18 protein-coding genes, 1 tRNA gene and 1 pseudogene are annotated in these 22,134 nt (G+C 44.6%); 13 read left to right on the forward strand and 7 right to left on the reverse strand.

The window, feature by feature from the left end:
- Nucleotides 1-12: 12 nt before the first annotated feature.
- The gene (locus AB5903_RS11365) at nucleotides 13-1,542 is read left to right on the forward strand and encodes a hypothetical protein (protein ID WP_060386479.1); all 1,530 of its coding nucleotides are present in this window, start codon (nucleotides 13-15) and stop codon (nucleotides 1,540-1,542) included.
- Nucleotides 1,543-1,737: 195 nt separating this feature from the next.
- Here AB5903_RS11365 and AB5903_RS11370 read toward each other — a convergent pair.
- A pseudogene (locus AB5903_RS11370) lies at nucleotides 1,738-2,288 on the reverse strand (aldo/keto reductase); the annotation flags it as partial.
- Between the two features lie 114 nt (nucleotides 2,289-2,402).
- Nucleotides 2,403-3,740, reverse strand: coding sequence for an aspartate kinase (locus AB5903_RS11375; RefSeq protein ID WP_117956021.1), 1,338 nt, complete (start codon nucleotides 3,738-3,740; stop codon nucleotides 2,403-2,405).
- Nucleotides 3,741-4,027: 287 nt separating this feature from the next.
- Between AB5903_RS11375 and AB5903_RS11380 the strand changes: the two genes are divergently transcribed.
- From AB5903_RS11380 to AB5903_RS11415, 8 genes are all read left to right on the forward strand, one after another.
- Complete coding sequence (locus AB5903_RS11380; RefSeq protein WP_117858648.1) at nucleotides 4,028-5,371, forward strand: sigma-54 dependent transcriptional regulator; 1,344 nt, start codon at nucleotides 4,028-4,030, stop codon at nucleotides 5,369-5,371.
- A 464-nt stretch (nucleotides 5,372-5,835) separates the two neighbouring features.
- On the forward strand, nucleotides 5,836-5,916 hold the full coding sequence (kdpF, locus tag AB5903_RS11385) for a K(+)-transporting ATPase subunit F (protein WP_117666942.1): 81 nt from the start codon (nucleotides 5,836-5,838) through the stop codon (nucleotides 5,914-5,916).
- 12 nt (nucleotides 5,917-5,928) lie between these two features.
- Nucleotides 5,929-7,635: a potassium-transporting ATPase subunit KdpA gene (gene kdpA / locus AB5903_RS11390; RefSeq protein WP_117985484.1), complete on the forward strand. Its 1,707-nt coding sequence runs from the start codon at nucleotides 5,929-5,931 to the stop codon at nucleotides 7,633-7,635.
- A gap of 26 nt (nucleotides 7,636-7,661) precedes the next feature.
- Nucleotides 7,662-9,710 (forward strand): potassium-transporting ATPase subunit KdpB, encoded by a 2,049-nt coding sequence (gene kdpB / locus AB5903_RS11395; RefSeq protein ID WP_040315517.1) that lies wholly within the window; start codon nucleotides 7,662-7,664, stop codon nucleotides 9,708-9,710.
- A 17-nt stretch (nucleotides 9,711-9,727) separates the two neighbouring features.
- Nucleotides 9,728-10,303 carry a K(+)-transporting ATPase subunit C gene (locus AB5903_RS11400; protein WP_005652390.1) on the forward strand — a complete coding sequence of 192 codons (576 nt, stop codon included), beginning with the start codon at nucleotides 9,728-9,730 and terminating at the stop codon, nucleotides 10,301-10,303.
- 7 nt (nucleotides 10,304-10,310) lie between these two features.
- The gene (locus AB5903_RS11405; protein WP_034535875.1) at nucleotides 10,311-11,075 is read left to right on the forward strand and encodes a hypothetical protein; all 765 of its coding nucleotides are present in this window, start codon (nucleotides 10,311-10,313) and stop codon (nucleotides 11,073-11,075) included.
- Nucleotides 11,072-12,196 carry a sensor protein KdpD gene (locus AB5903_RS11410; protein ID WP_117741486.1) on the forward strand — a complete coding sequence of 375 codons (1,125 nt, stop codon included), beginning with the start codon at nucleotides 11,072-11,074 and terminating at the stop codon, nucleotides 12,194-12,196. Before AB5903_RS11405 ends, AB5903_RS11410 begins: the two co-directional genes overlap by 4 nt.
- 20 nt (nucleotides 12,197-12,216) lie before the next feature.
- Nucleotides 12,217-13,656, forward strand: coding sequence for an ATP-binding protein (locus AB5903_RS11415; protein ID WP_005652381.1), 1,440 nt, complete (start codon nucleotides 12,217-12,219; stop codon nucleotides 13,654-13,656).
- A gap of 18 nt (nucleotides 13,657-13,674) precedes the next feature.
- Here AB5903_RS11415 and AB5903_RS11420 read toward each other — a convergent pair whose 3' ends face one another.
- From AB5903_RS11420 to AB5903_RS11435, 4 genes are read right to left on the reverse strand one after another with little or no spacing between them, the layout of a single operon-like run.
- Entirely contained in the window at nucleotides 13,675-14,541 is an 867-nt protein-coding gene (locus tag AB5903_RS11420) for a helix-turn-helix transcriptional regulator (protein WP_005652379.1), read from the reverse strand.
- 36 nt (nucleotides 14,542-14,577) lie between these two features.
- Nucleotides 14,578-16,218 carry a hypothetical protein gene (locus AB5903_RS11425; RefSeq protein ID WP_005652377.1) on the reverse strand — a complete coding sequence of 547 codons (1,641 nt, stop codon included), beginning with the start codon at nucleotides 16,216-16,218 and terminating at the stop codon, nucleotides 14,578-14,580.
- A 25-nt stretch (nucleotides 16,219-16,243) separates the two neighbouring features.
- The gene (locus AB5903_RS11430; RefSeq protein WP_005652375.1) at nucleotides 16,244-17,335 is read right to left on the reverse strand and encodes an HlyD family secretion protein; all 1,092 of its coding nucleotides are present in this window, start codon (nucleotides 17,333-17,335) and stop codon (nucleotides 16,244-16,246) included.
- 23 nt (nucleotides 17,336-17,358) lie between these two features.
- Nucleotides 17,359-18,684: a TolC family protein gene (locus tag AB5903_RS11435; RefSeq protein ID WP_117858641.1), complete on the reverse strand. Its 1,326-nt coding sequence runs from the start codon at nucleotides 18,682-18,684 to the stop codon at nucleotides 17,359-17,361.
- 356 nt (nucleotides 18,685-19,040) lie between these two features.
- Between AB5903_RS11435 and AB5903_RS11440 the strand changes: the two genes are divergently transcribed.
- From AB5903_RS11440 to AB5903_RS11450, 3 genes are all read left to right on the forward strand, one after another.
- Nucleotides 19,041-19,340 carry an RNA-binding protein gene (locus AB5903_RS11440; RefSeq protein WP_005652372.1) on the forward strand — a complete coding sequence of 100 codons (300 nt, stop codon included), beginning with the start codon at nucleotides 19,041-19,043 and terminating at the stop codon, nucleotides 19,338-19,340.
- Between the two features lie 200 nt (nucleotides 19,341-19,540).
- On the forward strand, nucleotides 19,541-20,659 hold the full coding sequence (locus AB5903_RS11445) for a DEAD/DEAH box helicase (protein ID WP_005652370.1): 1,119 nt from the start codon (nucleotides 19,541-19,543) through the stop codon (nucleotides 20,657-20,659).
- A gap of 64 nt (nucleotides 20,660-20,723) precedes the next feature.
- Nucleotides 20,724-21,164 (forward strand): cold-shock protein, encoded by a 441-nt coding sequence (locus tag AB5903_RS11450; RefSeq protein ID WP_005652368.1) that lies wholly within the window; start codon nucleotides 20,724-20,726, stop codon nucleotides 21,162-21,164.
- Nucleotides 21,165-21,352: 188 nt separating this feature from the next.
- On the opposite strand, the gene AB5903_RS11455 is transcribed toward AB5903_RS11450, so the two are convergent.
- A tRNA-Met gene (locus tag AB5903_RS11455) sits at nucleotides 21,353-21,426 on the reverse strand.
- A 254-nt stretch (nucleotides 21,427-21,680) separates the two neighbouring features.
- Here AB5903_RS11455 and AB5903_RS11460 point away from each other — a divergent pair.
- Entirely contained in the window at nucleotides 21,681-22,067 is a 387-nt protein-coding gene (locus AB5903_RS11460) for an START-like domain-containing protein (protein WP_005652367.1), read from the forward strand.
- Nucleotides 22,068-22,134: the final 67 nt, after the last annotated feature.

Consider the following 22,134-nt stretch of genomic DNA (forward strand, 5'->3'; position numbering starts at 1 on the left):
AAATGAATGGCTATGAAACAATATATCAAAAACACCATAATCCTGATGTTTGCCCTGCTATGGGGCTTGTCGTTGACAAGTTGTAGTGATAGTGAAGCCGATTATTCGGATGATAGCGCATATCCGCCACCCACAATAGAACTCACTTCTCCTGCCGAGATAGATGCAGTAGAATATAACTCGACGGTGACTGTATCTGCCAGAAGTTTTTCTGCTGTGGGTATACATAGTATATATGCCACTTTATTGAAGGTAGGGGATAGTGGAGAGTATGAAGAGGTAAATGCAGCGCAGCGTCAACGTCTAAAGATAGATACTTTGCAAACTGATATGACACTTGAATTTGATTTGAATGTCAAGGTCAACACGTGTGAAGCAGTCGGGATATTGGTGACATCGACGGACGTTTTGACAAAAACGTCACAAAAGGTAATACCTATTAAAAAGATAACCAAACTTCCATCTCAGATATTCACAGAACCATCGGATTTCCCTGTTTTAGTACCCGATGAAGAGGTTTCTCTGTCTGTAGTGATTCGTTCTGCCGTGGGTATTAAGTCTGTAAAACATACGTTGTGCAATAAAGTACTGGGTGACCTGAAGGAATATACGACTATTCCGGTGTCAGGCAATCCGTTGGAAATGGAATTTATCCTGAAAACTGTCGTAGACAATAAAGATACCAATGGAATCAAGATTGTGGTGGAAGATATAGAGGGAGGAAGAGAGGAAAAAATTATCAATATCGAAGGTCTTGAGGGGGTTGACAATAATGTTGCGCTTGTTTTCAACAATATAGAAATGGCACCCGAATGGGAACATTCAACAGAACCGGATCAACCTTATATTTTCTCCATAGAGGGAATAATGGTACAAGGTGTGCAGAAGCATGTATTAAGCCTGAAGGAAATTAAAGGATATGGTTCAAAGGCAAACAGTGTAGATTTTGCTTTCGTCAATATATGGAGAAATCCGGAGTTTGTTGCCGTTAAAAATAGAGGTTTCTCTTATGTCAGTGCATCAAGAATTAATGGAGGACCGGTGGGACGGCGTTATGATGTAGATAACTGGATCAAACCGGTAGGCGTTGCTACGAACAGAACGATGTTTACTCTTATACCTGAGGATAAGGTCACTGAGCTTGGCGTTGATGTGATGGTGGAGAGTGCGGTTCCTGACGCCAAGACTTTTGAAGCGTTGAATATGTTGCAAAGTGTGACTACACAGGGTGCTGATATGTTAATGCAAAGGGTCAATGCTTCTGATGGATACCCGAATGATCCTTGTAGTTTGCAGATAAAGGATAATACCTATATTGCTTTTGTTACTGCAGCGGGTAAATATGGTGTTATTCATGTTATTGAAGCCGCAAACGATGCAGATGCGTTAGTTACCGGAGGGTGTAAAATAGCTACTCCTACAGGAGTTGTGGGAGGTAAAGGTCCGGCCTATTCGGGAGCTGGCATAGCCGGACTTACTTACGATGGTGTGGCGTTGCTTTACGGACGCACCTGTAAGTTGAAAATTGTGGTTCAAAAGTAATGTTGTTACAAATTGAGAAATAATACATTTATATTTTTGATGTAAAAGTTAAGAAAGGCCGGTCATATCTCTTTATGAACCGGCTTTTCTTGGGTCAGTCCGAAAAGCTTGTGGGTATGTTATGTTAATATTCGAAAGTGTACTATCTTTGCGGTTAGATTTTAAACAACACGTGAGTTTGTCGAACTCACGTTATTTATATGCTAATTCTGCTTTGTCTTTAGGGTATTTGGAAATGCCGATGTATAGCGGTTTACCTTGTCGTACGATGTCAACGAGTGTTTGAAGTGTCTCTTCAAGAGGGTGTTGGGGTCGTAACGGTGGGTATAGAAGATGTCTACATATTCGAGGTTCATCCGCTTTAAACTTTGGTTGAGGCTGCTCATCAGTGATTTTCGGGAACCCCAATCACCGTAAGGACCCGGCCACATTTCATGTCCTGCTTTGGTAGAAATGAATAATTCATCCCGGTAGGGTATAAATGATTTCTTCATAATCATACCGAATGTTTCTTCTGCAGAGCCGCAGGAAGGGCCGTAATTGTTGGCGAGGTCAAAATGGGTGATACCCTTGTTGAATGCATAATGTGCCATTGATAGCGAGTTGGTGAAGGTATTGACATCGCCGAAGTTGTGCCATAGTCCTAAAGATATTTCAGGTAGAAGGATGCCGCTCTTTCCGCAACGGCGGTATTTCATACCGTTTTCGTATCTGCCGGGGGCGGGGGAATAGATGGGAGTTATCATATCTGTTGGTTTTAGTTAGACTTTATATTATATAAGGTTGTAAAAACAATGAAAGCAAAAATACGGAATTCTTTGAAAGTATCTGTTTATTGGCTCCATAGATTGAACTTTTATTTACTTTACAATTTTATCCGTCTCCGGCTCGAAGAGTCTATTGCTGAGTGCCTGCAAAGCCCTTTTCTTGTCATCCGTCTTAATGACGAATGCCACGTCACTGTCATTGCTGCCATACGAAATCATACGCAGCGGAATATCTGCCAGAGCTTCTATAATCTGTGCTTCGACACCGGCATACTGCCAACGCATGTTTCCCACCACGGACACAATGGACATGCGATCTTCCATCAGAATTTTTGCATATTGTTCCAGCTCCGCAAGGATTTTGCATAGATGTTCGCTGTTGTCTATGGCGACGGATACATCCTGATTGGATGAAACCAACAGACAAAGCGGCGTTCTGTATTTGGCAAAGGTATCAAAAATCTTACTGATAAACTGATAAGGACATAAGTTATGTTTCGACTCGAACTTCACGTAGAAGATGTTGTCTTTGGCGGCTATGGCTTTAATGATATTGTCATCCTGTAAATCCGAAATCAATGTCCCCTCTGCCTGAGGATTCATTGAGTTGAGCAATCGTACCGGGATATTGCGCTTGCGTGCCGGGGCGATGCAGAACGGGTGTAATATTTTTGCTCCGTAAAAGGCCAGCTGCTCGACTTCGTTGAAACTGAGATGCTTTACGGAGCGGGTTCCCGATACTTCACGCGGGTCATTATTGTGCATTCCGTCAATGTCCGTCCATATCTGTATTTCCTCTGCGCGGATGGCAGCGCCGATGAGCGATGCCGTATAGTCGCTGCCGCCCCGTTTCAGGTTATCCGTTTCATTATAAGCATTTTTGCAGATGTACCCTTGAGTAATAAAAAGGTTGATGCCGGGATACTGTGCCAATTGCGCCTGCAGTTTTTCCTCTATATATTTCAAGTCCGGTTCTCCTTCCGGCCCGGTACGCATAAAGTCGAAGGCGGAGAGCAGGATATTGGCAATCTTCCGTTCCCGCAGGTAGAAGTGCAGCAGGGCTGTACTGATAAGTTCCCCTTGTGCCAAAACCTCTTTTTCTTCAACCGAGGTGAATTCATCATTGATAAATTGCCAGAGTCGTTGGAAGCGGTCGAGAATATAATCTATCGCTTCCCGCTTTGTGGACTCGTCTGTCAACAGTTCGTTGGCAAAGTCTATGAACTGGAATTCTAGCCGGGTGATTTTCTCGTGTGCCTGCTCTATGTCGCGGTTGAACAGGCTGGCTGCAATCTCTTCCAGATGATTGGTAGTGCCTGCCGTTGCGGACAGGACTACAATCTTCGGTGTGGACTCTGAAATGAGTTCCGCTACGTGTTTCATTCTCTCTACTGTGCCGACGGAAGTACCGCCGAATTTGCAAACTTTCATTTTTAAATCTTTTTTAGTTATTCTTTTTTTACGGTCGGATGAAGCCTCTGTATTCCTTTTCGTTTTAGAAGGCTCATTTCCGAAATGGAAGGGCGAGTTTCTTTTTCAGTTCTCTTACAATGCCTCTGAGGATACATTGTAAGGTGTTTTTTTACTTTTCCGTAGTCTTATGTGCGCTCCCTTCACTTATAAAAGTTCAAAAGACATGCCGTTTGTTTCCCGGAAAACGTTTATATTTGCACATCCCCTGTTTTTACCATTTATTACTTTAAACTTATCCGAAAAATATGAGCAAGATTTTAGTCGTTGACGATGAAGTACAGATCCGTACCCTTTTGTCGCGTATGTTGGAGTTGGAAGGATATGAAGTATGCCAGGCCGGTGATTGCAGGACTGCTTTGAAGCAGTTGGAATTTCAGAGCCCGGATGTAGTCTTGTGCGATGTGTTTCTTCCTGACGGTAACGGGGTAGACCTTGTGTCGTCTGTCAAGAAAACAGCCCCTAACGTAGAGATAATCCTGTTGACGGCGCACGGTAATATCCCGGACGGGGTGCAGGCCATTAAGAACGGCGCTTTCGATTATATCACCAAAGGTGATGATAACAATAAGATTATACCGCTTGTCAGCCGTGCCGTGGAGAAGGCGCGCATGAACGTCCGCTTGGAGAAACTGGAAAAGAAAGTAGGGCATACGTATTCTTTCGATTCTGTTTTGGGTGATTCGAAAGCATTGAAAGATGCCGTTTCACTGGCACAGAAAGTATCGGGAACGGATGTTCCCGTATTACTGACGGGTGAAACGGGTACGGGAAAGGAGGTCTTTGCGCAAGCCATACATTATAATAGTAAGCGTGCCAAGCAGAATTTCGTAGCGGTAAACTGCTCCTCTTTCAGTAAGGAACTGTTGGAAAGCGAGATGTTCGGTCATAAAGCCGGTTCGTTTACAGGAGCATTGAAAGATAAGAAAGGATTGTTTGAGGAGGCCGACAATGGCACTATCTTCTTGGATGAAATCGGTGAAATGGCATTTGAACTGCAAGCCAAACTGCTGCGCATTCTTGAAACAGGCGAATATATAAAGATTGGCGATACCAAACCCACCCGTGTGAATGTGCGTGTTGTTGCCGCAACCAACCGCAATCTGCCGGAAGAGATTACCGCAGGACGTTTTCGCGAAGATTTATTCTACAGACTCTCCGTATTCCAGATTCATCTGCCGCCCTTGCGTGAACGGGCGGGCGATGTACGTATTTTGGCAAAAGCCTTTGTAAAGGACTTCTCCGTTCGGTTGGCACGTCCCGTTACGGAAATAACACCCGCTTTTCTCGAAGCCCTCGAACAACAACCTTGGAAAGGTAATATCCGGGAATTGCGTAATGTGATAGAGCGCAGTCTGATTGTTTGCGAGAGTGAACGGCTGGATGTTGCCGACTTGCCGCTCGATATACAGAACACACATTACGAACAATCCGATGAAACCACTCCCGGCAGTTTTGAACTTTCTGCTATGGAGCGTCGCCACATCGCCCGTGTGCTGGAATATACAAAAGGTAATAAGACCGAAGCAGCCCGCCTGCTCAAAATCGGATTGACCACACTCTACCGCAAAATCGAAGAATACGGAATATAATCTGTTCTTTTCCGTAGCTTGCTGAAAGTTTCCCGGCGTGGAACGAAGTGTTCCATGTCGGGAAACAAAGTGTACCATGCCGGGGTACTCTTTGTTTCACCCCGTGGAACTTCCGGTTTCCCCTGATGAAATAAATGGTTTCGCCAGATGAACCTCAAATCATGCAATGTACCTTTTCTATTTTGATAGACACCCTTTCATTTTGAAAGGGTGTTTTCTTTTTCTGTAACTCCTCTTTATTGTTTTATTTCTTTGTCAATCAGTGTTTTATCTTTTAGGCTCCTATTTTGGCACGCATTTGGCAATTATGAGGACGGTAAAACATGAATATTAATTTAACAACGTAAAAACATGGGAATAACGATTTCATTTATTTTCTGCCTATTGAGCGGATTTCTCGCTTTCTGGCTATTCTGGAAATGTGTGGATTGGTTTGAGAAGATTTAAAGAGGAGAGAAAAGATTATGTACACAGTATTATTTGTATTAGGTGTTGCAGTGTTCGGGTACTTGATGTATGTTCTGGTGAAACCCGAAAGGTTCTAAAAGATTAAAGAAATGAATACGGAAATTTTAGGTGTAGTTTTACAGATTTTCCTGTTAGTGGCGATTTCTTATCCGCTGGGAAAATATATTGCGAAGGTTTATAAAGGAGAGAAGACATGGTCGGACTTTATGAAACCGGTAGAGAGACTGATATTTAAGGTAGCGGGCATTAATCCCAATGAAGAAATGAACTGGAAGCAGTTCCTCAAGGCGTTGCTGATATTGAATGCTTTCTGGTTTGTCTGGGGAATGGTGCTGTTGGTCAGTCAAGGATGGCTGCCGCTGAATCCTGACGGTAATGGCCCGCAAACTCCCGACCAGGCATTCAATACCTGCATCAGTTTTATGGTAAACTGTAACTTGCAGCATTATTCCGGTGAGAGCGGACTGACGTATTTCACCCAGTTGTTCGTCATCATGCTCTTCCAGTTTATTACCGCAGCGACAGGTATGGCGGCTATGGCGGGCATTATGAAGTCCATCAGCCGTAAAACAACGAATACAATCGGTAACTTCTGGAACTTTCTTGTATTGAGTTGCACGCGTATTCTTTTGCCGCTTTCACTGATTGTCGGCTTTATCCTTATTACACAAGGTACTCCGATGGGCTTTGACGGTAAGATGGAGGTGACTACGCTTGAAGGACAGGAACAAACGGTGTCACAAGGGCCGGTGGCTGCCATCGTTCCTATCAAGCAGTTGGGTACGAACGGCGGTGGTTACTTCGGCGTAAATTCGTCTCATCCGTTGGAAAATCCTACTTACCTGTCCAATATCGTAGAATGTTGGTCTATCCTGATTATACCTATGGCTATGGTTTTTGCGTTGGGTTTTTATACAAAACGGATGAAACTGGCTTATAGTATTTACGGCGTAATGCTCTGTGCCTATTTGGCGGGTGTCGGCATCAATGTTTATCAGGAGATGAACGGTAATCCTCGCATTGACGATATGGGTATTGCACAGGACAATGGGTCTATGGAAGGCAAGGAAGTCCGTCTGGGAGCAGGCGCCACCGCATTATGGAGCATTACGACTACGGTTACTTCCAATGGTTCCGTCAATGGCATGCACGATTCTACGATGCCCCTGTCCGGTATGATGGAGATGCTGAACATGCAGATAAACACTTGGTTCGGCGGTGTCGGCGTAGGGTGGATGAACTATTATACATTTATCATTATCGCAGTCTTTATCAGCGGACTGATGGTGGGACGTACACCGGAGTTTCTCGGAAAGAAAGTGGAAGCCCGGGAGATGAAAATAGCAACAATCGTTGCGCTGCTTCATCCGTTTGTGATATTGGTAGGCACGGCTCTGTCTTGTTACCTCCTTGCGCACCATCCGGAGTTTGTAGAGAGTGAGGGCGGCTGGCTGAACAATCCCGGTTTTCACGGGCTGAGCGAGCAATTCTATGAATTTACTTCGTGCGCTGCCAACAACGGCTCCGGTTTCGAAGGCTTGGGCGACAATACTTATTTCTGGAACTATGCCTGCGGTTGGGTACTTATTCTGAGCCGTTTTCTTCCTATTGTAGGGCAGGTTGCCATTGCAGGTCTGTTGGCGCAGAAGAGATTTATTCCCGAAAGTGCCGGTACGCTGAAAACCGATACGTTCACTTTTGCCGTAATGACTTTTGCCGTAATCTTTATCGTGGCAGCTTTGTCTTTCTTCCCGGCACATGCGTTGAGTACTATTGCCGAACACTTCAGTTTGTAACGAGATAAGAATAATCAGATATGTTTATGAAGGATAAAAAATCAGCTTCTTTGTTTCAAAAGGAGCAAGTAATGGAAAGTTTGAAACAGTCATTCGTGAAGTTGAATCCGCGGGTGATGATAAAGAATCCGATCATGTTCACTGTGGAGCTGGTGACATTGGTGATGCTGGTAGTCTGCATCCTCTCTTTGGGAACATCGGAATACGGGACGTTCGGTTATAACTTCCTGGTGTTTGTGATATTGTTTGTCACTTTGTTGTTTGCCAACTTTGCCGAGGCCATTGCCGAAGCCCGTGGCAAGGCACAGGCGGACAGCCTGCGTAAAACGCGTGAAGAAACGCCCGCAAAGGTTTTGGTGGAAGGCAAGTTACGCACTGTAAGCAGCGCACGTCTCAAGAAGGGAGACTTCTTTGTTTGCGAAGCCGGCGATACGATTCCTGCCGATGGCGAGATTGTGGAAGGGTTGGCTTCTATTGACGAGAGTGCCATTACCGGTGAATCCGCTCCGGTAATCCGTGAGGCGGGCGGTGATAAAAGCTCCGTTACCGGCGGTACGAAAGTGCTGTCGGATAAGATAAAGGTGTTGGTTACGCAACAACCGGGCGAGAGTTTCCTCGACAAGATGATTGCGCTGGTAGAGGGTGCCACCCGGAAGAAAACACCGAACGAAATAGCGCTGACTATCTTATTGGCCGGTTTTACGTTAGTGTTCGTAATCGTATGTATTACGTTGATTCCGATGGCGGACTATACCAATATCGACCATCCGGGTACGTATATCTCTATTGCGGCTATTCTTTCATTGTTTGTCTGCCTGATACCGACAACCATCGGCGGCTTGCTTTCGGCAATCGGTATTGCCGGTATGGATCGTGCTCTGCGTGCCAATGTAATTACAAAATCGGGCAAAGCCGTTGAAACTGCCGGTGACATTGATACGTTGCTGTTGGACAAGACCGGTACAATTACTATCGGTAATCGTAAGGCTACCAAGTTTCATCCGGCTCCGGGCATTGATGAAAAGGTGTTTGTAGAGGCTTGCCTATTGTCCTCGCTTTCCGATGAAACCCCGGAAGGAAAGTCCGTCATCGAGTTGGGGCGTGAGAACGGACATCGTATGCGCGACCTCAATACTGCGGGAGCCCACATGATTAAGTTTACGGCCGAAACCAAATGTTCCGGTGTCGACCTGCAAGATGGTACTCAAATCCGCAAAGGTGCGTTCGATGCGATTCGTCGGATTGTGGAAAGCGCGGGGAATAAATTCCCGAAAGAAGTGGAAGAAGCGATTGCCGTCATTTCGGGCAATGGCGGTACCCCGCTGGTAGTGTGTGTCAATAAGGCGGTATTGGGAGTCATAGAATTGCAGGACATTATCAAGCCGGGCATCCAGGAACGCTTTGAACGTCTTCGTAAAATGGGGGTGAAGACGGTTATGGTGACCGGTGACAACCCGTTGACCGCCAAATATATTGCCGAAAAAGCCGGTGTGGATGATTTCATTGCCGAAGCAAAGCCGGAGGATAAAATGGAGTATATCAAGAAAGAACAGCAGGCCGGCAAACTGGTTGCCATGATGGGAGACGGAACCAATGATGCCCCCGCGCTGGCGCAGGCAAATGTGGGGGTTGCCATGAATAGCGGTACGCAGGCTGCAAAGGAAGCCGGCAATATGGTAGACCTTGACAATGACCCGACCAAGCTGATTGAAATAGTAGAGATAGGCAAGCAGTTGCTGATGACGCGCGGTACGCTTACGACTTTCTCCATTGCGAATGATGTGGCCAAATACTTTGCTATTATTCCCGCACTGTTCATGGTTGCTATCCCTCAATTGGCCCCATTGAATATCATGGGGTTGCATAGCCCTGAAACGGCCATTCTTTCGGCTATCATCTTTAATGCTGTCATCATTCCCATACTGATACCGTTGGCTTTGAGAGGCGTCCGGTACAAACCGATCGGCGCAAGCGCGTTACTGCGCCGCAACTTGCTGATTTATGGTTTGGGTGGTGTCATAGCGCCGTTCATAGGTATTAAGTTAATAGATATGTTTGTCAGTTTGTTTTTTTAATTTAAAATAAAAAGAAAATGAAAACTCTTTGGAAATCAGTTAGAATAACCGTCGCTTTCTGCATATTCTTTTCCGTGTTCTATATCCTTGTATTGTGGATATTCGCACAATTTGCAGGGCCGAATAAAGGAAATGCCGAGGTATTGACCCTGAACGGCAAGGCAGTGGGCGCTGCCAACGTGGGGCAGATGTTTACGGAAGACATTTATTTTTGGGGACGGCCTTCCTGTGCCGGTGACGGTTATGATGCAAGCAGCTCGGCAGGTAGCAATAAAGGCCCTGCAAATGAAGAATACCTTGCGGAAGTGGAAGCGCGTATAGATACATTCTTGCTGCATCATCCTTATTTGCAGCGTAAAGAAGTTCCTGCCGAAATGGTAACGGCCAGCGCTTCGGGGCTTGATCCCGATATTACGCCTGCCAGTGCTTATGTACAGGTAAAGCGTGTGGCTGAGGCAAGGGGAATGGATGAGGCTACTGTCCGGGGCATCGTTGACAAGGCTGTTGAAAAACCGTTGCTGGGATTGTTCGGTACGGCGAAAGTGAATGTGCTGAAACTGAATATTGCATTGGAAAAAGCAAATGGAAAATAAGAAAATAATGAAAGATATGAATCGGGTAAAAGTAACGGTAATAGGCGTTATTGCCGCTTTGGCAGTAAATTTTATGGGAGTGGATAAAGTGCAGGCGCAGGAATTTAAGATACAGGGTGATTTGATCAGTTCCTATGTATGGCGCGGCTTTTATCAAACCGGAGTTAGTTTCCAGCCGACTTTAGGCTTTGGGATAGGCGGCTTTGCGTTGACGGCATGGGGCTCTACCGATTTCGATGGAACAAGTTCCTCGGACGGTGAGGCTGCCAAAGAAATAGATTTGACGGCAGCTTATACGTTCGGTGATTCCGGTTTGACCTTGTCCGTTGCCAGTCTTTGGTGGGCAGGTCAGGGAAGCAATAAGTATTTTAACTTCAAAAGCCATGAAACGGCCCACCATTTTGAAGCGGGGCTTGCCTATACACTTCCGTTGGAGAAGTTTCCGCTGTCAATAGCCTGGTACACGATGTTTGCCGGCGCGGATAAGAATGAGAAGGGAGAGCAGAATTATTCTTCTTATGTAGAATTGAACTATCCGTTCAGCATTAAATCCGTCGATTTGAATGCCACTTGCGGTTTTCTGCCTTACGAAGCCGGCGTAGGTGTTTACGGAGTACCGAACAGCGGATTCGCTGTAACCAATCTGGCACTGAAAGCCACGAAGGATATAAAGGTGACGGACAAATTCGCGATACCGATATTTGCGCAGGCTATTTGGAATCCCCGTATGGAAGATGCGCATCTGGTGTTTGGTATAACTCTGAAGCCATGAGCAGGGAGGAGAGTGTACAACATTTCCTCGACTTGATTAAGAAATCACGTCGTGGTAAGTTTAAGGTCTACATCGGCATGATTGCCGGTGTAGGCAAAACTTATCGTATGCTTCAGGAAGCCCATGACTTGCTGGACAATGGGGTAGACGTGAATATAGGCTATGTGGAAACGCATGGACGTGCCGGTACGGAGGCGGTGTTGGCGGGACTGCCCGTAATTCCCCGGCGTAAGATATTCTATAAGGGTAAGGAACTCGAGGAAATGGACCTTGACGCTATCATCCGTATCCATCCGGAAATCGTTATTGTGGACGAGCTGGCGCATACCAATGTAGAAGGCAGTAGGAATGAGAAGCGTTGGCAGGATGTAATGGACTTGCTGGATGAGGGTATCAATGTTATATCCGCTGTCAACATACAGCATATCGAGAGCATTAATGAAGAAGTGCAAGGCATTTCTGGTATCGAGGTAAAGGAACGCATTCCCGACAGTGTGCTGGAAGAAGCGGATGAAGTGGTGAATATCGACCTGACGGCGGAAGAGCTGATAACCCGCCTGAAAGCCGGTAAAATATACAAGCCGGATAAAGTGGCCCTTGCTTTGAATAATTTCTTCAAGACGGAAAATATTCTGCAACTGCGCGAACTGGCTCTGAAGGAGGTGGCGTTAAGAGTGGAGAAGAAAGTGGAGAATGAAGTGGTGGTTTCCTGTGTGGGCGTGCGGCATGAGAAGTTCATGGCGTGTATCAGCAGTCATGAGAAAACGCCACGCCGCATTATCCGCAAGGCGGCACGATTGGCAACCCGTTATAATACGTCGTTCGTTGCCCTTTATGTACAGACTCCCCGGGAGAGTGCCGACCGCATTGCCCTTGCGAACCAGCGGCATCTGCTGAATCATTTCAAGCTGGTGACCGAATTGGGCGGAGAGGTCATGCAGGTGCAATCCAAAGACGTGTTGGACAGCATCGTTACGGCTTGTAAAGAGAAGCAGATAACGACCGTTTGTATGGGCAGTCCTTCGTTCGCTTTGCCGCAATCCTTGTTTATGGTTCTGAAATATAGAAAATTTGTGAACGAACTGGCGCAAGCAAACGTAGATTTGATTATACTTGCATAAAATTTAATATCTTGACCGTTATGAATATTCGTACAAAACTGATACTCAGTGTAGGTGTTCTGGCAGGTATGATAATCCTGCTGGTAGCCCTTTCTGTTGTAAATCTCCAGATACTGACGGCTACGGAGCCGGATAGCCCTGCCGCCATGCCCGGCTTGCAACGGGCCTTGCTTTGGATTTCCATTACGGGCGGTATTTGCATTCTTGCCAGTATCGTGTTGTTGGTATGGTTGCCCCGCTCCATTAATAAACCTATCAGGGAACTGACGCAGGGCATCCTCGAAATAGCTAACCATAATTATGAAAAACGCCTTGACATGAGCGAACACGAAGAGTTCCGCGAGGTGGCCGATAGTTTTAACAGCATGGCGGAACGCCTTACGGAATATCGTACCAGTACGCTGAATGATATTTTATCCGCCAAAAAGTTTCTGGAAGCCATCGTAAACAGTATTCATGAACCTATTATCGGCTTAAACCGCGAACACGAAATTCTTTTCGTCAATAAAGAAGCGCTGACCGTACTGAATCTGAAGCGTGAGGATGTCATACGCCGTTCGGCAGAGGAACTGTCGCTGAAAAACGATCTGCTCCGGAGGCTGATAAGGGAGTTGGTTAATCCGGGCGAGAAGAAAGAGCCTTTGAAAATTTATGCGGATAATAAGGAAAGCTATTTTCAGGCATCTTATATTACTATTATGAATACGGATGCCGATACGGACGAGTCTCATAATCTGGGCGATGTTATCCTGTTGAAGAATATCACCGAATTTAAAGAACTGGATACGGCAAAAACAACTTTTATTTCTACGATTTCGCATGAATTGAAGACCCCTATCTCCGCCATTCTTATGAGTCTGCAGCTTTTAGAGGACAACCGTGTGGGCGCTTTGAACGAGGAACAGGAACAACTTTCGAAAAGTATAAGGGAAAATGCTGACCGCTTGCTGGGGATTACAGGCGAGCTTCTTAATATGACGCAGGTGGAAGCCGGCAAGTTGCAGATGATACCGAAGATAACGAAACCTATCGAACTGATAGAATATGCCATCAAGGCAAATCAGGTGCAGGCCGATAAGTTCAATATCCAGATTGAGGTGGAATATCCGGAAGAGAAGATGCCGAAATTGTTTGTGGATAGCGAGAAGATAGCATGGGTGCTCACTAACCTGTTGAGTAACGCCATTCGTTATTCCAAGGAAAACGGGCATGTCATTATCGGCGCAAGGCAGGAAGATAATAGTGTGGAACTTTATGTACAAGATTTTGGTAAAGGTATTGATCCGCGCTATCACCAGAGCATCTTCGACCGTTACTTCCGTGTACCCGGTACGAAAGTGCAGGGAAGCGGATTGGGACTATCCATATCCAAAGATTTTGTAGAAGCTCATGGCGGCACGCTGACCGTTCAGAGTGAATTGGGAAAAGGCAGCCGTTTCGTTATTCGACTGAAAGCGTAATAGCAATATGATGTTTCCCTACATTCTGCGGTATTGCTGTGGCGACATTCCAATCTGTTTCTTGAAGAAAGTGCCGAAATAGGATGCGTTCGGGAAGTTGAAGAAATCGGAGATTTCCTGTACGTTCTTTTGTGTATTCTTGAGTAGTGAAATGCTTTTGCGGATAATGGACTTGAATACCAGCTCCTGTACCGTGTATCCGCAAATGGATTTGGAGAGGGCGGAGAGGTATTTGGGCGACAGGCATAGCTTGTCCGCGTAGAAGTCCACCCCCCGCTCTTTCGTATAATATTGTTCTATTAATTGCACCAGGCGGATAAATATATCGTGCTTGTGGCTTACGGAAGTCTTTTCGGCAATGAGTTTGCGTGTATAAACCGAGCAAAGCCTGTGGGTCAGTGCCAACAGAAGCAACTTCTGTTCATACCGGTTAAAAGGATTCTCTTCTATTTTCAGCGTACTGTCCAATAGTGACAGGTATTTTAAAACCTCTTCTTCTTCTCCGGTATTCCATACGTAGCACGGTTCGGTGGCCAGATGCGAGTATAGGTGCATGGATACTACCGAGTTTCCCATAAAGTCCCGTATGGGGTCGGTCTGATAGATGAAGATATATACCTCTACGTTGTCGGATGCCTGTAGTACCTGAAACAAGGAGTCCTTCGGCAGAAAGAGCGTATCACCGGCTTTGGCGGAAAATGTTTTCTGGTTAAGGATGAAGGTGAAACTTCCTTGACGGCAAATTATAAGTCCCACTCCGTCTATCATAAACGGACTTTTCAAGGCAGACGGGAAGGCGCAAAGCACGCCTTCCGAACTGCAAATTTGCCGTTTGTCCAATAACGCACTGTCAAGGCGCGATAAACGTTCTTGTCGGGTATCCATGAGAGTAGGGTTTACGGTTCTTGTTTGAAAACAGTGCTAAGTTAATAATTTCCGTTTAGGATAGGGCAGTACCACAACAAATATCATGCAAAAAAGGCAAGCATACAATGTCCAACCCGCCATCTCCTTGACTGCCGATAAGGTGGCCTGCACCTGAATGCGCCCTTTGGTGGATGTGGCTGCCATGTTAACGGCTTCCTGCTTGCTTTTCCCCTGATATTGCATTCCTTGTACGGTTTGCATAAATGAGGCGGATGCCTCGGGGTGCATCATATCCACATTCTGTGCATAACGGGTAATGTAGTGTTGCTGCCGTTCCTGCAATACATTGCTGTATAATGCGGTTCCTATGCTGGGAGCAAGTACCATACGTACAGTAAGCATTGTGCAAATCCACGATGAGAGGTATTTATAAGGCATACGCTGGGTTGCAAAAGTCGGTATCAGCGAGTATAGGAACATCATGCCTGTAGAACGGATAATAACTGGATATTTCATTCGTTCGTACAAGCCTGCGCCCTGTACCTCAAAGTACATGAACATGGCGGATAATCCCAAAAACAGGAAACCTGCGGCAAAAAGATATTTAAAGTGCACTCCTTTCACGCTGAGCCAGATCGTTGCAATGCCACCGATAAAATAACCTAACATAGACCAGTTGCCCAATGTCGCGTTTTGATAGTTGTCCAGCTTCATGCCTATTCCCGTAAATACATTGACGAACATTGAACTGGAGTTCAGTACCATTAACAGAAAGTAGAACAGGAATCCGAAGCGGATAGTTCGCAACTTGAGTACGTCGAACTGATAGTAGGGATTGCGCTGGGTTACTTCTATGTAGACAAACAGAATACCTGCAACCACAGCACCGACCGTTGCCCATTGGATTGTAGGGTCGTCATACCAGTCGAGCACCTTGCCGTAAGTCAGCACATAAGTGATGCACGTCAGTGTGATACAGAAGATGGAAGCGTTGCCAAATTGTTTGAGGTTGATAGGAAAACGGCGGGTGGCATACTTATGATAAGGCATCGTGACGAAGGTAATGAGGATACAGAGCAACAGCAACCCCATCATGAAGTAATAAACATATTGCCACTCGTATTCGTAAGTAAGCCATGCTGTAAGCGATGTGCCCAACTGCCCCAATACCATAAAAAACAGGTAAATGGCGGGTTGTGCAGCGCTTCGTTCAATATCCAGTTTGTCCCAGCCTTCACCGGTGGTGGGTTCATTGCCGGGGGTGATCTTTTCGGTTGCTTCTACGTTACCGGCATACTTGATGAGAGTAAACAGATTGACCATCATCAGCACCATACGCAGGAATCCCATAAACAGACTGCATAGCGCCAACAGGAATATGCTGTCTGTCTTGGCGCAGATGTAGCTGAAGATATACATCAGCGAAAATCCGACGATACACATCATTTTCTCCCTGCGGATACATACCAGCCGGTACAGGAAAGGGCAGAATGCCGCCATGCCTATGGATGTGGCGAAGTTGGCAAACTGGATATGTTCGGATATGATGCCCAGACCGCTCATCATCTCCGTGCCGCTGGCAGAGTAAGTTCCGCCTACTGTAAGAATGGGCAGGAAGAACATGAACAGGATGATAATGCCTATCGGTTTAGGCACCCAGTTATAGAAAGGATAGTTTTTGGGATATGCGGGCATTTCCTTAACAATTAATGATTGAAAATCAGAGTTCGGCTTTCACTATTACCATCATACCGGCAGCAAGTTTTTCGTTATCTTCTTTGGAAAGATTGGTGAAGTCGATGCGTACGGGTATGCGTTGTTGTATTTTGACGAAGTTTCCGGCTGAATTGTCGGTAGGAACCAATGAGTACTTGGAACCCGTAGCGCCGGATATGGCTGTGATTGTTCCCGTGAACTCTTTGTCGCTGATAGCATCTACAGTGATGGTAACCTCTTGTCCTATATGCAGGTTTTCCACTTGAGTTTCCTTATAGTTGGCGACAATCCATTTTTGAGTATCGGGCAGGATATAAGTAATGGTTTGTCCGGCTGTGATGAACTGGCCTTCTTCCAGTGCCCGGCGTCCCAATTTGCCATCGCAGGGAGCTACTACTACAGTGTAGGAAAGATTCAGACGTGCCATTTCCAAAGCAGCGGTTGCCCGTTGGATGGCGGCTTCTGTACTTTCACGGCGGTGTGATACTTCATTGACTCCCGACAAAGCGGCTTTTTGCTGGCGTTTTGTTGCTTCCAGCTTCTTGCGGGTGGCTTCGTATTCCGTTTCTATCTGTTCCAACTGTATGGGAGTGGCTGCATTTCTTTGCACCAGGTTCTGGTAGCGTTGGCGGTCTTTCTCCAGTTTGGCAAGACGGATTTCAATTTCAGAGATGGAAGCGTCGTACACGGAAGCGGTGGTCTGTGTGGTTTGCAATGTGGCCCCGATTACGGTAGCGCCGGCCAGTGCGTCTTTCAGTGCGGCTTCGGCTTCCATTACGCGTATCTTATATTCGCGGTCGTCCAATACAAGGAGCGTATCGCCTTTATGTACCTCTTGATGTTCGGTAAAATAAATCTTCTTGATATAGCCTGATGCGCGTAGGTTGATAGGGGATATGTACTGCTCTATCTGTGCGTCATTACTGGTTTCTGTGCGATTGTAGCCGAGGAAGAGACAAGCAACTTCCACTATTCCCCAAACAACGATTGCTGCTCCCAACAAGCTGACTGCGATTTGCCAGCGACGTAGCTTACGAAGTTTTTTAGCTTTCTCCTGATGTGTGTTCGATGCGTTATTTTTTTCTATTGCTTCCATATTATGATGATTTGATTAACTTGTTATTTAATTAATGTATCTATTTGTCCTGTCAGCTTCAACAGCAGCAGGGTTGTTACCCGATAGTTGTAATGTGCGCTGATATAGTTGTTTTGCGCTTCGCTCATCTGCATTTCGTCTTGCAGGACTTCGGTCATGGAAGCGATACCCTCTCTGTACCGATCCATTGTGACCGTATATACATCTTCGGCAAGCAGGTAGTTATCTTTCTGCTTTTTGAAGTTACGTTGGTTGTTCATCAGGTCGTTGGTGGCGTTCAGATATTGGGTCTGCAGATTTTTGCGGGTATTTTCCTGTGCCAGCTTTATATTTTCGATGTCTATTGCAGCTTTTCGGTTTTTGTAACGCTTATCCAGTCCGTCGAATATAGGAACGCGTAAGGATACGCCCAGTCCGTAGGAACGGAACCAATGGTTGGACGGTCCGGAATGGAACCAACGGTAGGCCTTGTCCGTATAGGCGGAGAACATCCAGTTGGCGGTCAGGTTTAATGAAGGAATATAACCGTGACCAATCATCTTTTTCTGCTTTTCAGCCATGACCCTTTGCGATTGCAGCAGTTGGAGTTCGTACAGATTTTCGGATAGTCCGGTCAACTCAACAGGCGTAATGTTCTCGGAGTTTACCGGAACTAAGGTTATCTGTTCTTCGGCAGGATAATCCATGATATATTTCAGCAGGTTCAGTTGTTGTTCCTGCATGGCCAGTACATTGTCGTATTGTACTTTCAGATTTTCCAGATTGATATTGACCCGTTTTACATCCACTTCCATGGCCATACCATTGTCATGGAAAGCTACTGTGATGTTTTTTAATTCTTCCAACCGGGTGATATTGGCCTTTATCAGTGTGACTTGCTCGGCTGTGGTTTGCCCCAGATAATACATCTTGCATATTTCCAGGATAAGGTCTTCCCGTGCTTTCTCATAAGAAAGACGGCTTATCTCGTCCATAGTTTTGGCTATGGAAACAGTGGTGTACAGGGTTTGGTTGTAAAGTGGCATTTGCAACTGCAGGCCGGCATTGGCACTGTTCCGTAGGGTATAGGTAATGTTATACGGATTTCCGTAGGCCGAACCGTCGGTAACGGATACGGGTGGGTCTATGTTGTCATTGTAATTGGCAAACCCGTTGATTTGGGGCAATAGTCTTGCCCGGTTTTCAGAAACTCCATATTTGCTTTTCTGCATTTCCTTGCGTTTGCTTTCCAAGGACAGGTTGTTTTCGATACCTATTTCAAGGCAATCTTTCAGCGTCAAAGTCTTTTGGGCGTATCCTTCGACAGCCGACAAACAGAGAAAGGAAAAAATGAATAGTAGTTTTTTCATAATAATCACCAATAATTTGTGCAAAGTTAGTTGCTAATTTTGGGAAAATGTTATCCATATATAGACTGCTTGTGTTCATATTTTCCTTTTTATCCTTCTTACTATGGATATAAATAGGTAAAAAACAACTGTTTTGAATTTCCGTACCTGCTTAATAAATGATAATAATCGTCTTTCTTGTGAAAAAAAACAGGAAGAAATGTATTTATCAAATTTATTATACTACCTTTGTCCCAGAGTTTGAGTTACGAATCATTATCGTATAGTTCTTCTTTTTAATATATTATTAGTAAGCAGTCCTCTTCTTTAATTATCCTCCTCACTCCATTTATTATTTATTTTATAACATTTTTAGAATGAACATTTACATTTCAGGTTTAAGTTATGGCATTAATAATGCTGACTTGACAAATTTATTTGCAGAGTTTGGAGAAGTTTCTTCAGCTAAAGTAATTCTCGATAGAGAAACCGGTAGATCCAGAGGATTCGCTTTTGTAGAGATGAACAATGATACAGAAGGACAGAAAGCTATTGACGAATTGAACGGCGTAGAATATGACAGCAAGGTTATTTCTGTAAGCGTTGCGCGTCCTCGCGAGGAAAGACCCTCGAATGGTAGCTCTCGTGGTGGTTATAATAACTCCAGAAGATATTAATATCAGACTAAAGGCGGGAAACTTGCTTTCCTGCCTTTCATAAATAAACTCCGTTTTTTTATTTAGCGGAAGCGTTCCGCTTCATTACCTGCACTTTTCATTCTGCAAAGACTTATCAGACTTTTTGTATGGGCCACTTGAGTGAAGCGTGCTCTCATTATACTTGTGCTAGTGTTTTAGCACATTCAAAAACAATATATATGACATTTAAAGATTTAAATATAACCGAACCTATTTTAAAAGCAATTGAAGAAAAAGGGTATGCCAATCCTACCCCTATACAAGTAAAAGCAATCCCTGCCGCCTTAACAGGAAAAGACATATTAGGCTGTGCGCAGACCGGAACTGGAAAGACCGCTGCATTTGCCATTCCCATTATTCAGCATTTGCAAGTCCTTAAAAACCGGGATAAGAGTATCAAAGCCTTGATACTGACACCTACCCGTGAATTGGCATTGCAGATTAGCGAATGCATAGACGACTATGCCAAATATACGCAAGTCCGTCATGGGGTTATCTTCGGAGGAGTAAACCAGCGTGCGCAGGTAAATATGCTCCATAAAGGAGTCGACATATTGGTCGCCACTCCAGGACGTCTGTTGGATTTGATGAATCAGGGATATATCCATTTGGATAATGTGCGACACTTCGTACTGGATGAGGCTGACCGTATGCTTGATATGGGATTTATCCATGACATCAAACGTTTGTTGCCGAAACTTCCTAAAGAAAAGCAGACCTTGTTCTTCTCGGCTACCATGCCCGATACGATAATCGCTTTGACGAACTCACTGCTGAAACAACCGGTGAAGATTACTATAACCCCAAAATCATCTACGGTAGATACTATCGAACAGACTATTTATTTTGTGGAGAAGAAAGAGAAAAGTAAATTGTTGATTTCTATTTTACATAAAACGGAGGGACAGTCGGTGCTTGTTTTCTCACGTACCAAGCATAATGCGGACAGAATTGTCCGCGTATTAAGCAAAGCAGGTATCGGTAGTCAGGCTATTCATGGAAATAAAAGTCAGAATGCAAGGCAATCTGCATTGGAAAACTTCAAAACGGGTAAGATACGTGTAATGATAGCTACCGATATTGCAGCCAGAGGCATTGATATCAATGAGTTGCCGTTGGTTATAAACTATGACCTTCCCGATGTGCCCGAGACGTATGTGCATCGTATTGGACGTACCGGTAGAGCTGGTAATTTAGGAACGGCATTGACTTTTTGCTCGCAGGAAGAGCGTAAGTTGGTTAACGATATTCAGAAGCTGACAGGTAAGAAACTCAGCAAGGTTGAGTTTGCTATCTGAGGTCGTTTCTAAGTTTATTATTTTATTTATCCGACGAGTATACACCCATTAAACTATAAAATCTATGGCAAAATCCATGACAGTAGGAAAGCGTGAGAATGAAAAGAAAAGACTTGCTAAGCGGGAAGCAAAATTAAAAAGAAAAGAAGGTAGAAAATCTACAAAAAGCAGTTTTGATGATATGATTGCTTATGTGGACGAATATGGTATGATTACTTCAACTCCACCCGAAGAGAATATCAAAAAGCAAGAGATTAATGTAGAGGAGATAATGATTTCCACTCCCAGGAAAGAAGATGAAGAACCGGTAATTTTGAGAGGAAGAATAGAGTTCTTTAATGAAGCCAGAGGATTTGGATTTATCAAAGACCTTGCAGGAATTGAAAAATATTTCTTTCACGTGAACAATGTTGTTACGGATGTCAGAGAGGGTAATATCGTTACATTCGACCTCGAACGAGGAGCAAAGGGGATGAATGCTGTTAATATCTGTCTGGAAAGATAACTTGCTTGCCATAGTGCAAAAATCCTTTGCTTTCCACTTTTGTTGCCGGGTGTTTTTTCGGACTGCCCCAATATGATCAATTTTTTTGAAAGGAGGGCAACCAATAGCGTCACTTGCTACCAATTGAGGCAAAAAACAAAAAAAGACCGCCAAGAGTGGAAGCCTCCTAACAGTCTAAATCTTCTTTGTAGCGGGACCCGGGATTGAACCGGGGACCTCATGATTATGAATCATGCGCTCTAACCAGCTGAGCTATCCCGCCATTGTTTCTTGATTGCGGGTGCAAAGATATAGCTTTTCTTTAAACTGCCAAAATTTTCAGGCGTATTTTTTTGTCGCATATTTTATGATTTGAGATAAAAAAACTTTTTACTCTTATTGTTTTGTATCTATTGTATAACATTATCAACGTTTTAACTTTGAATAGAAAGCAAATGAGAATAAAATCAATGAATTATTTTTTCTAATTAGAAAAAAGTATTTATCTTGGCTGGCGCAATAAAAGCAGAATAGACTATGGAAAGGGAAAAAATACATTTGGAATATCTCTTGAATGCGACTTCTAAAAGTATTCTTTGGACAGCAATAAGTACTCCTACAGGTTTGGAGGGTTGGTTTGCAGACAGGGTGCAATCGGATGATAAGATAGTGTCTTTCTTTTGGGGAAAGACAGAGAGACGTGATGCTGAAATCATTGCAGTGCGTGCATACTCTTTTATCCGCTTTCGTTGGTTGGATAATGAAAAACCGCGTGAGTATTTTGAATTAAAGATGACAAACAATGAGTTAACCAATGATTTTGTACTTGAAATAACAGATTTCACCAATGCAGACGAAGCAAATGATTTGCGTGAATTGTGGGAATCTCAGGTAGATACCTTGCGTAGAACATGCGGTTTTTAGTTAACTTTCAATTAAAAATTTCCCGTACTCCCTTTTTTGTGCTACTTTTGTGCGTTTATTGCATGAA

Source organism: Bacteroides sp. 2201st1_D9_2201SCRN_220225 (genome assembly GCF_040928965.1).
In the GTDB taxonomy this organism is placed as follows: domain Bacteria; phylum Bacteroidota; class Bacteroidia; order Bacteroidales; family Bacteroidaceae; genus Bacteroides; species Bacteroides stercoris.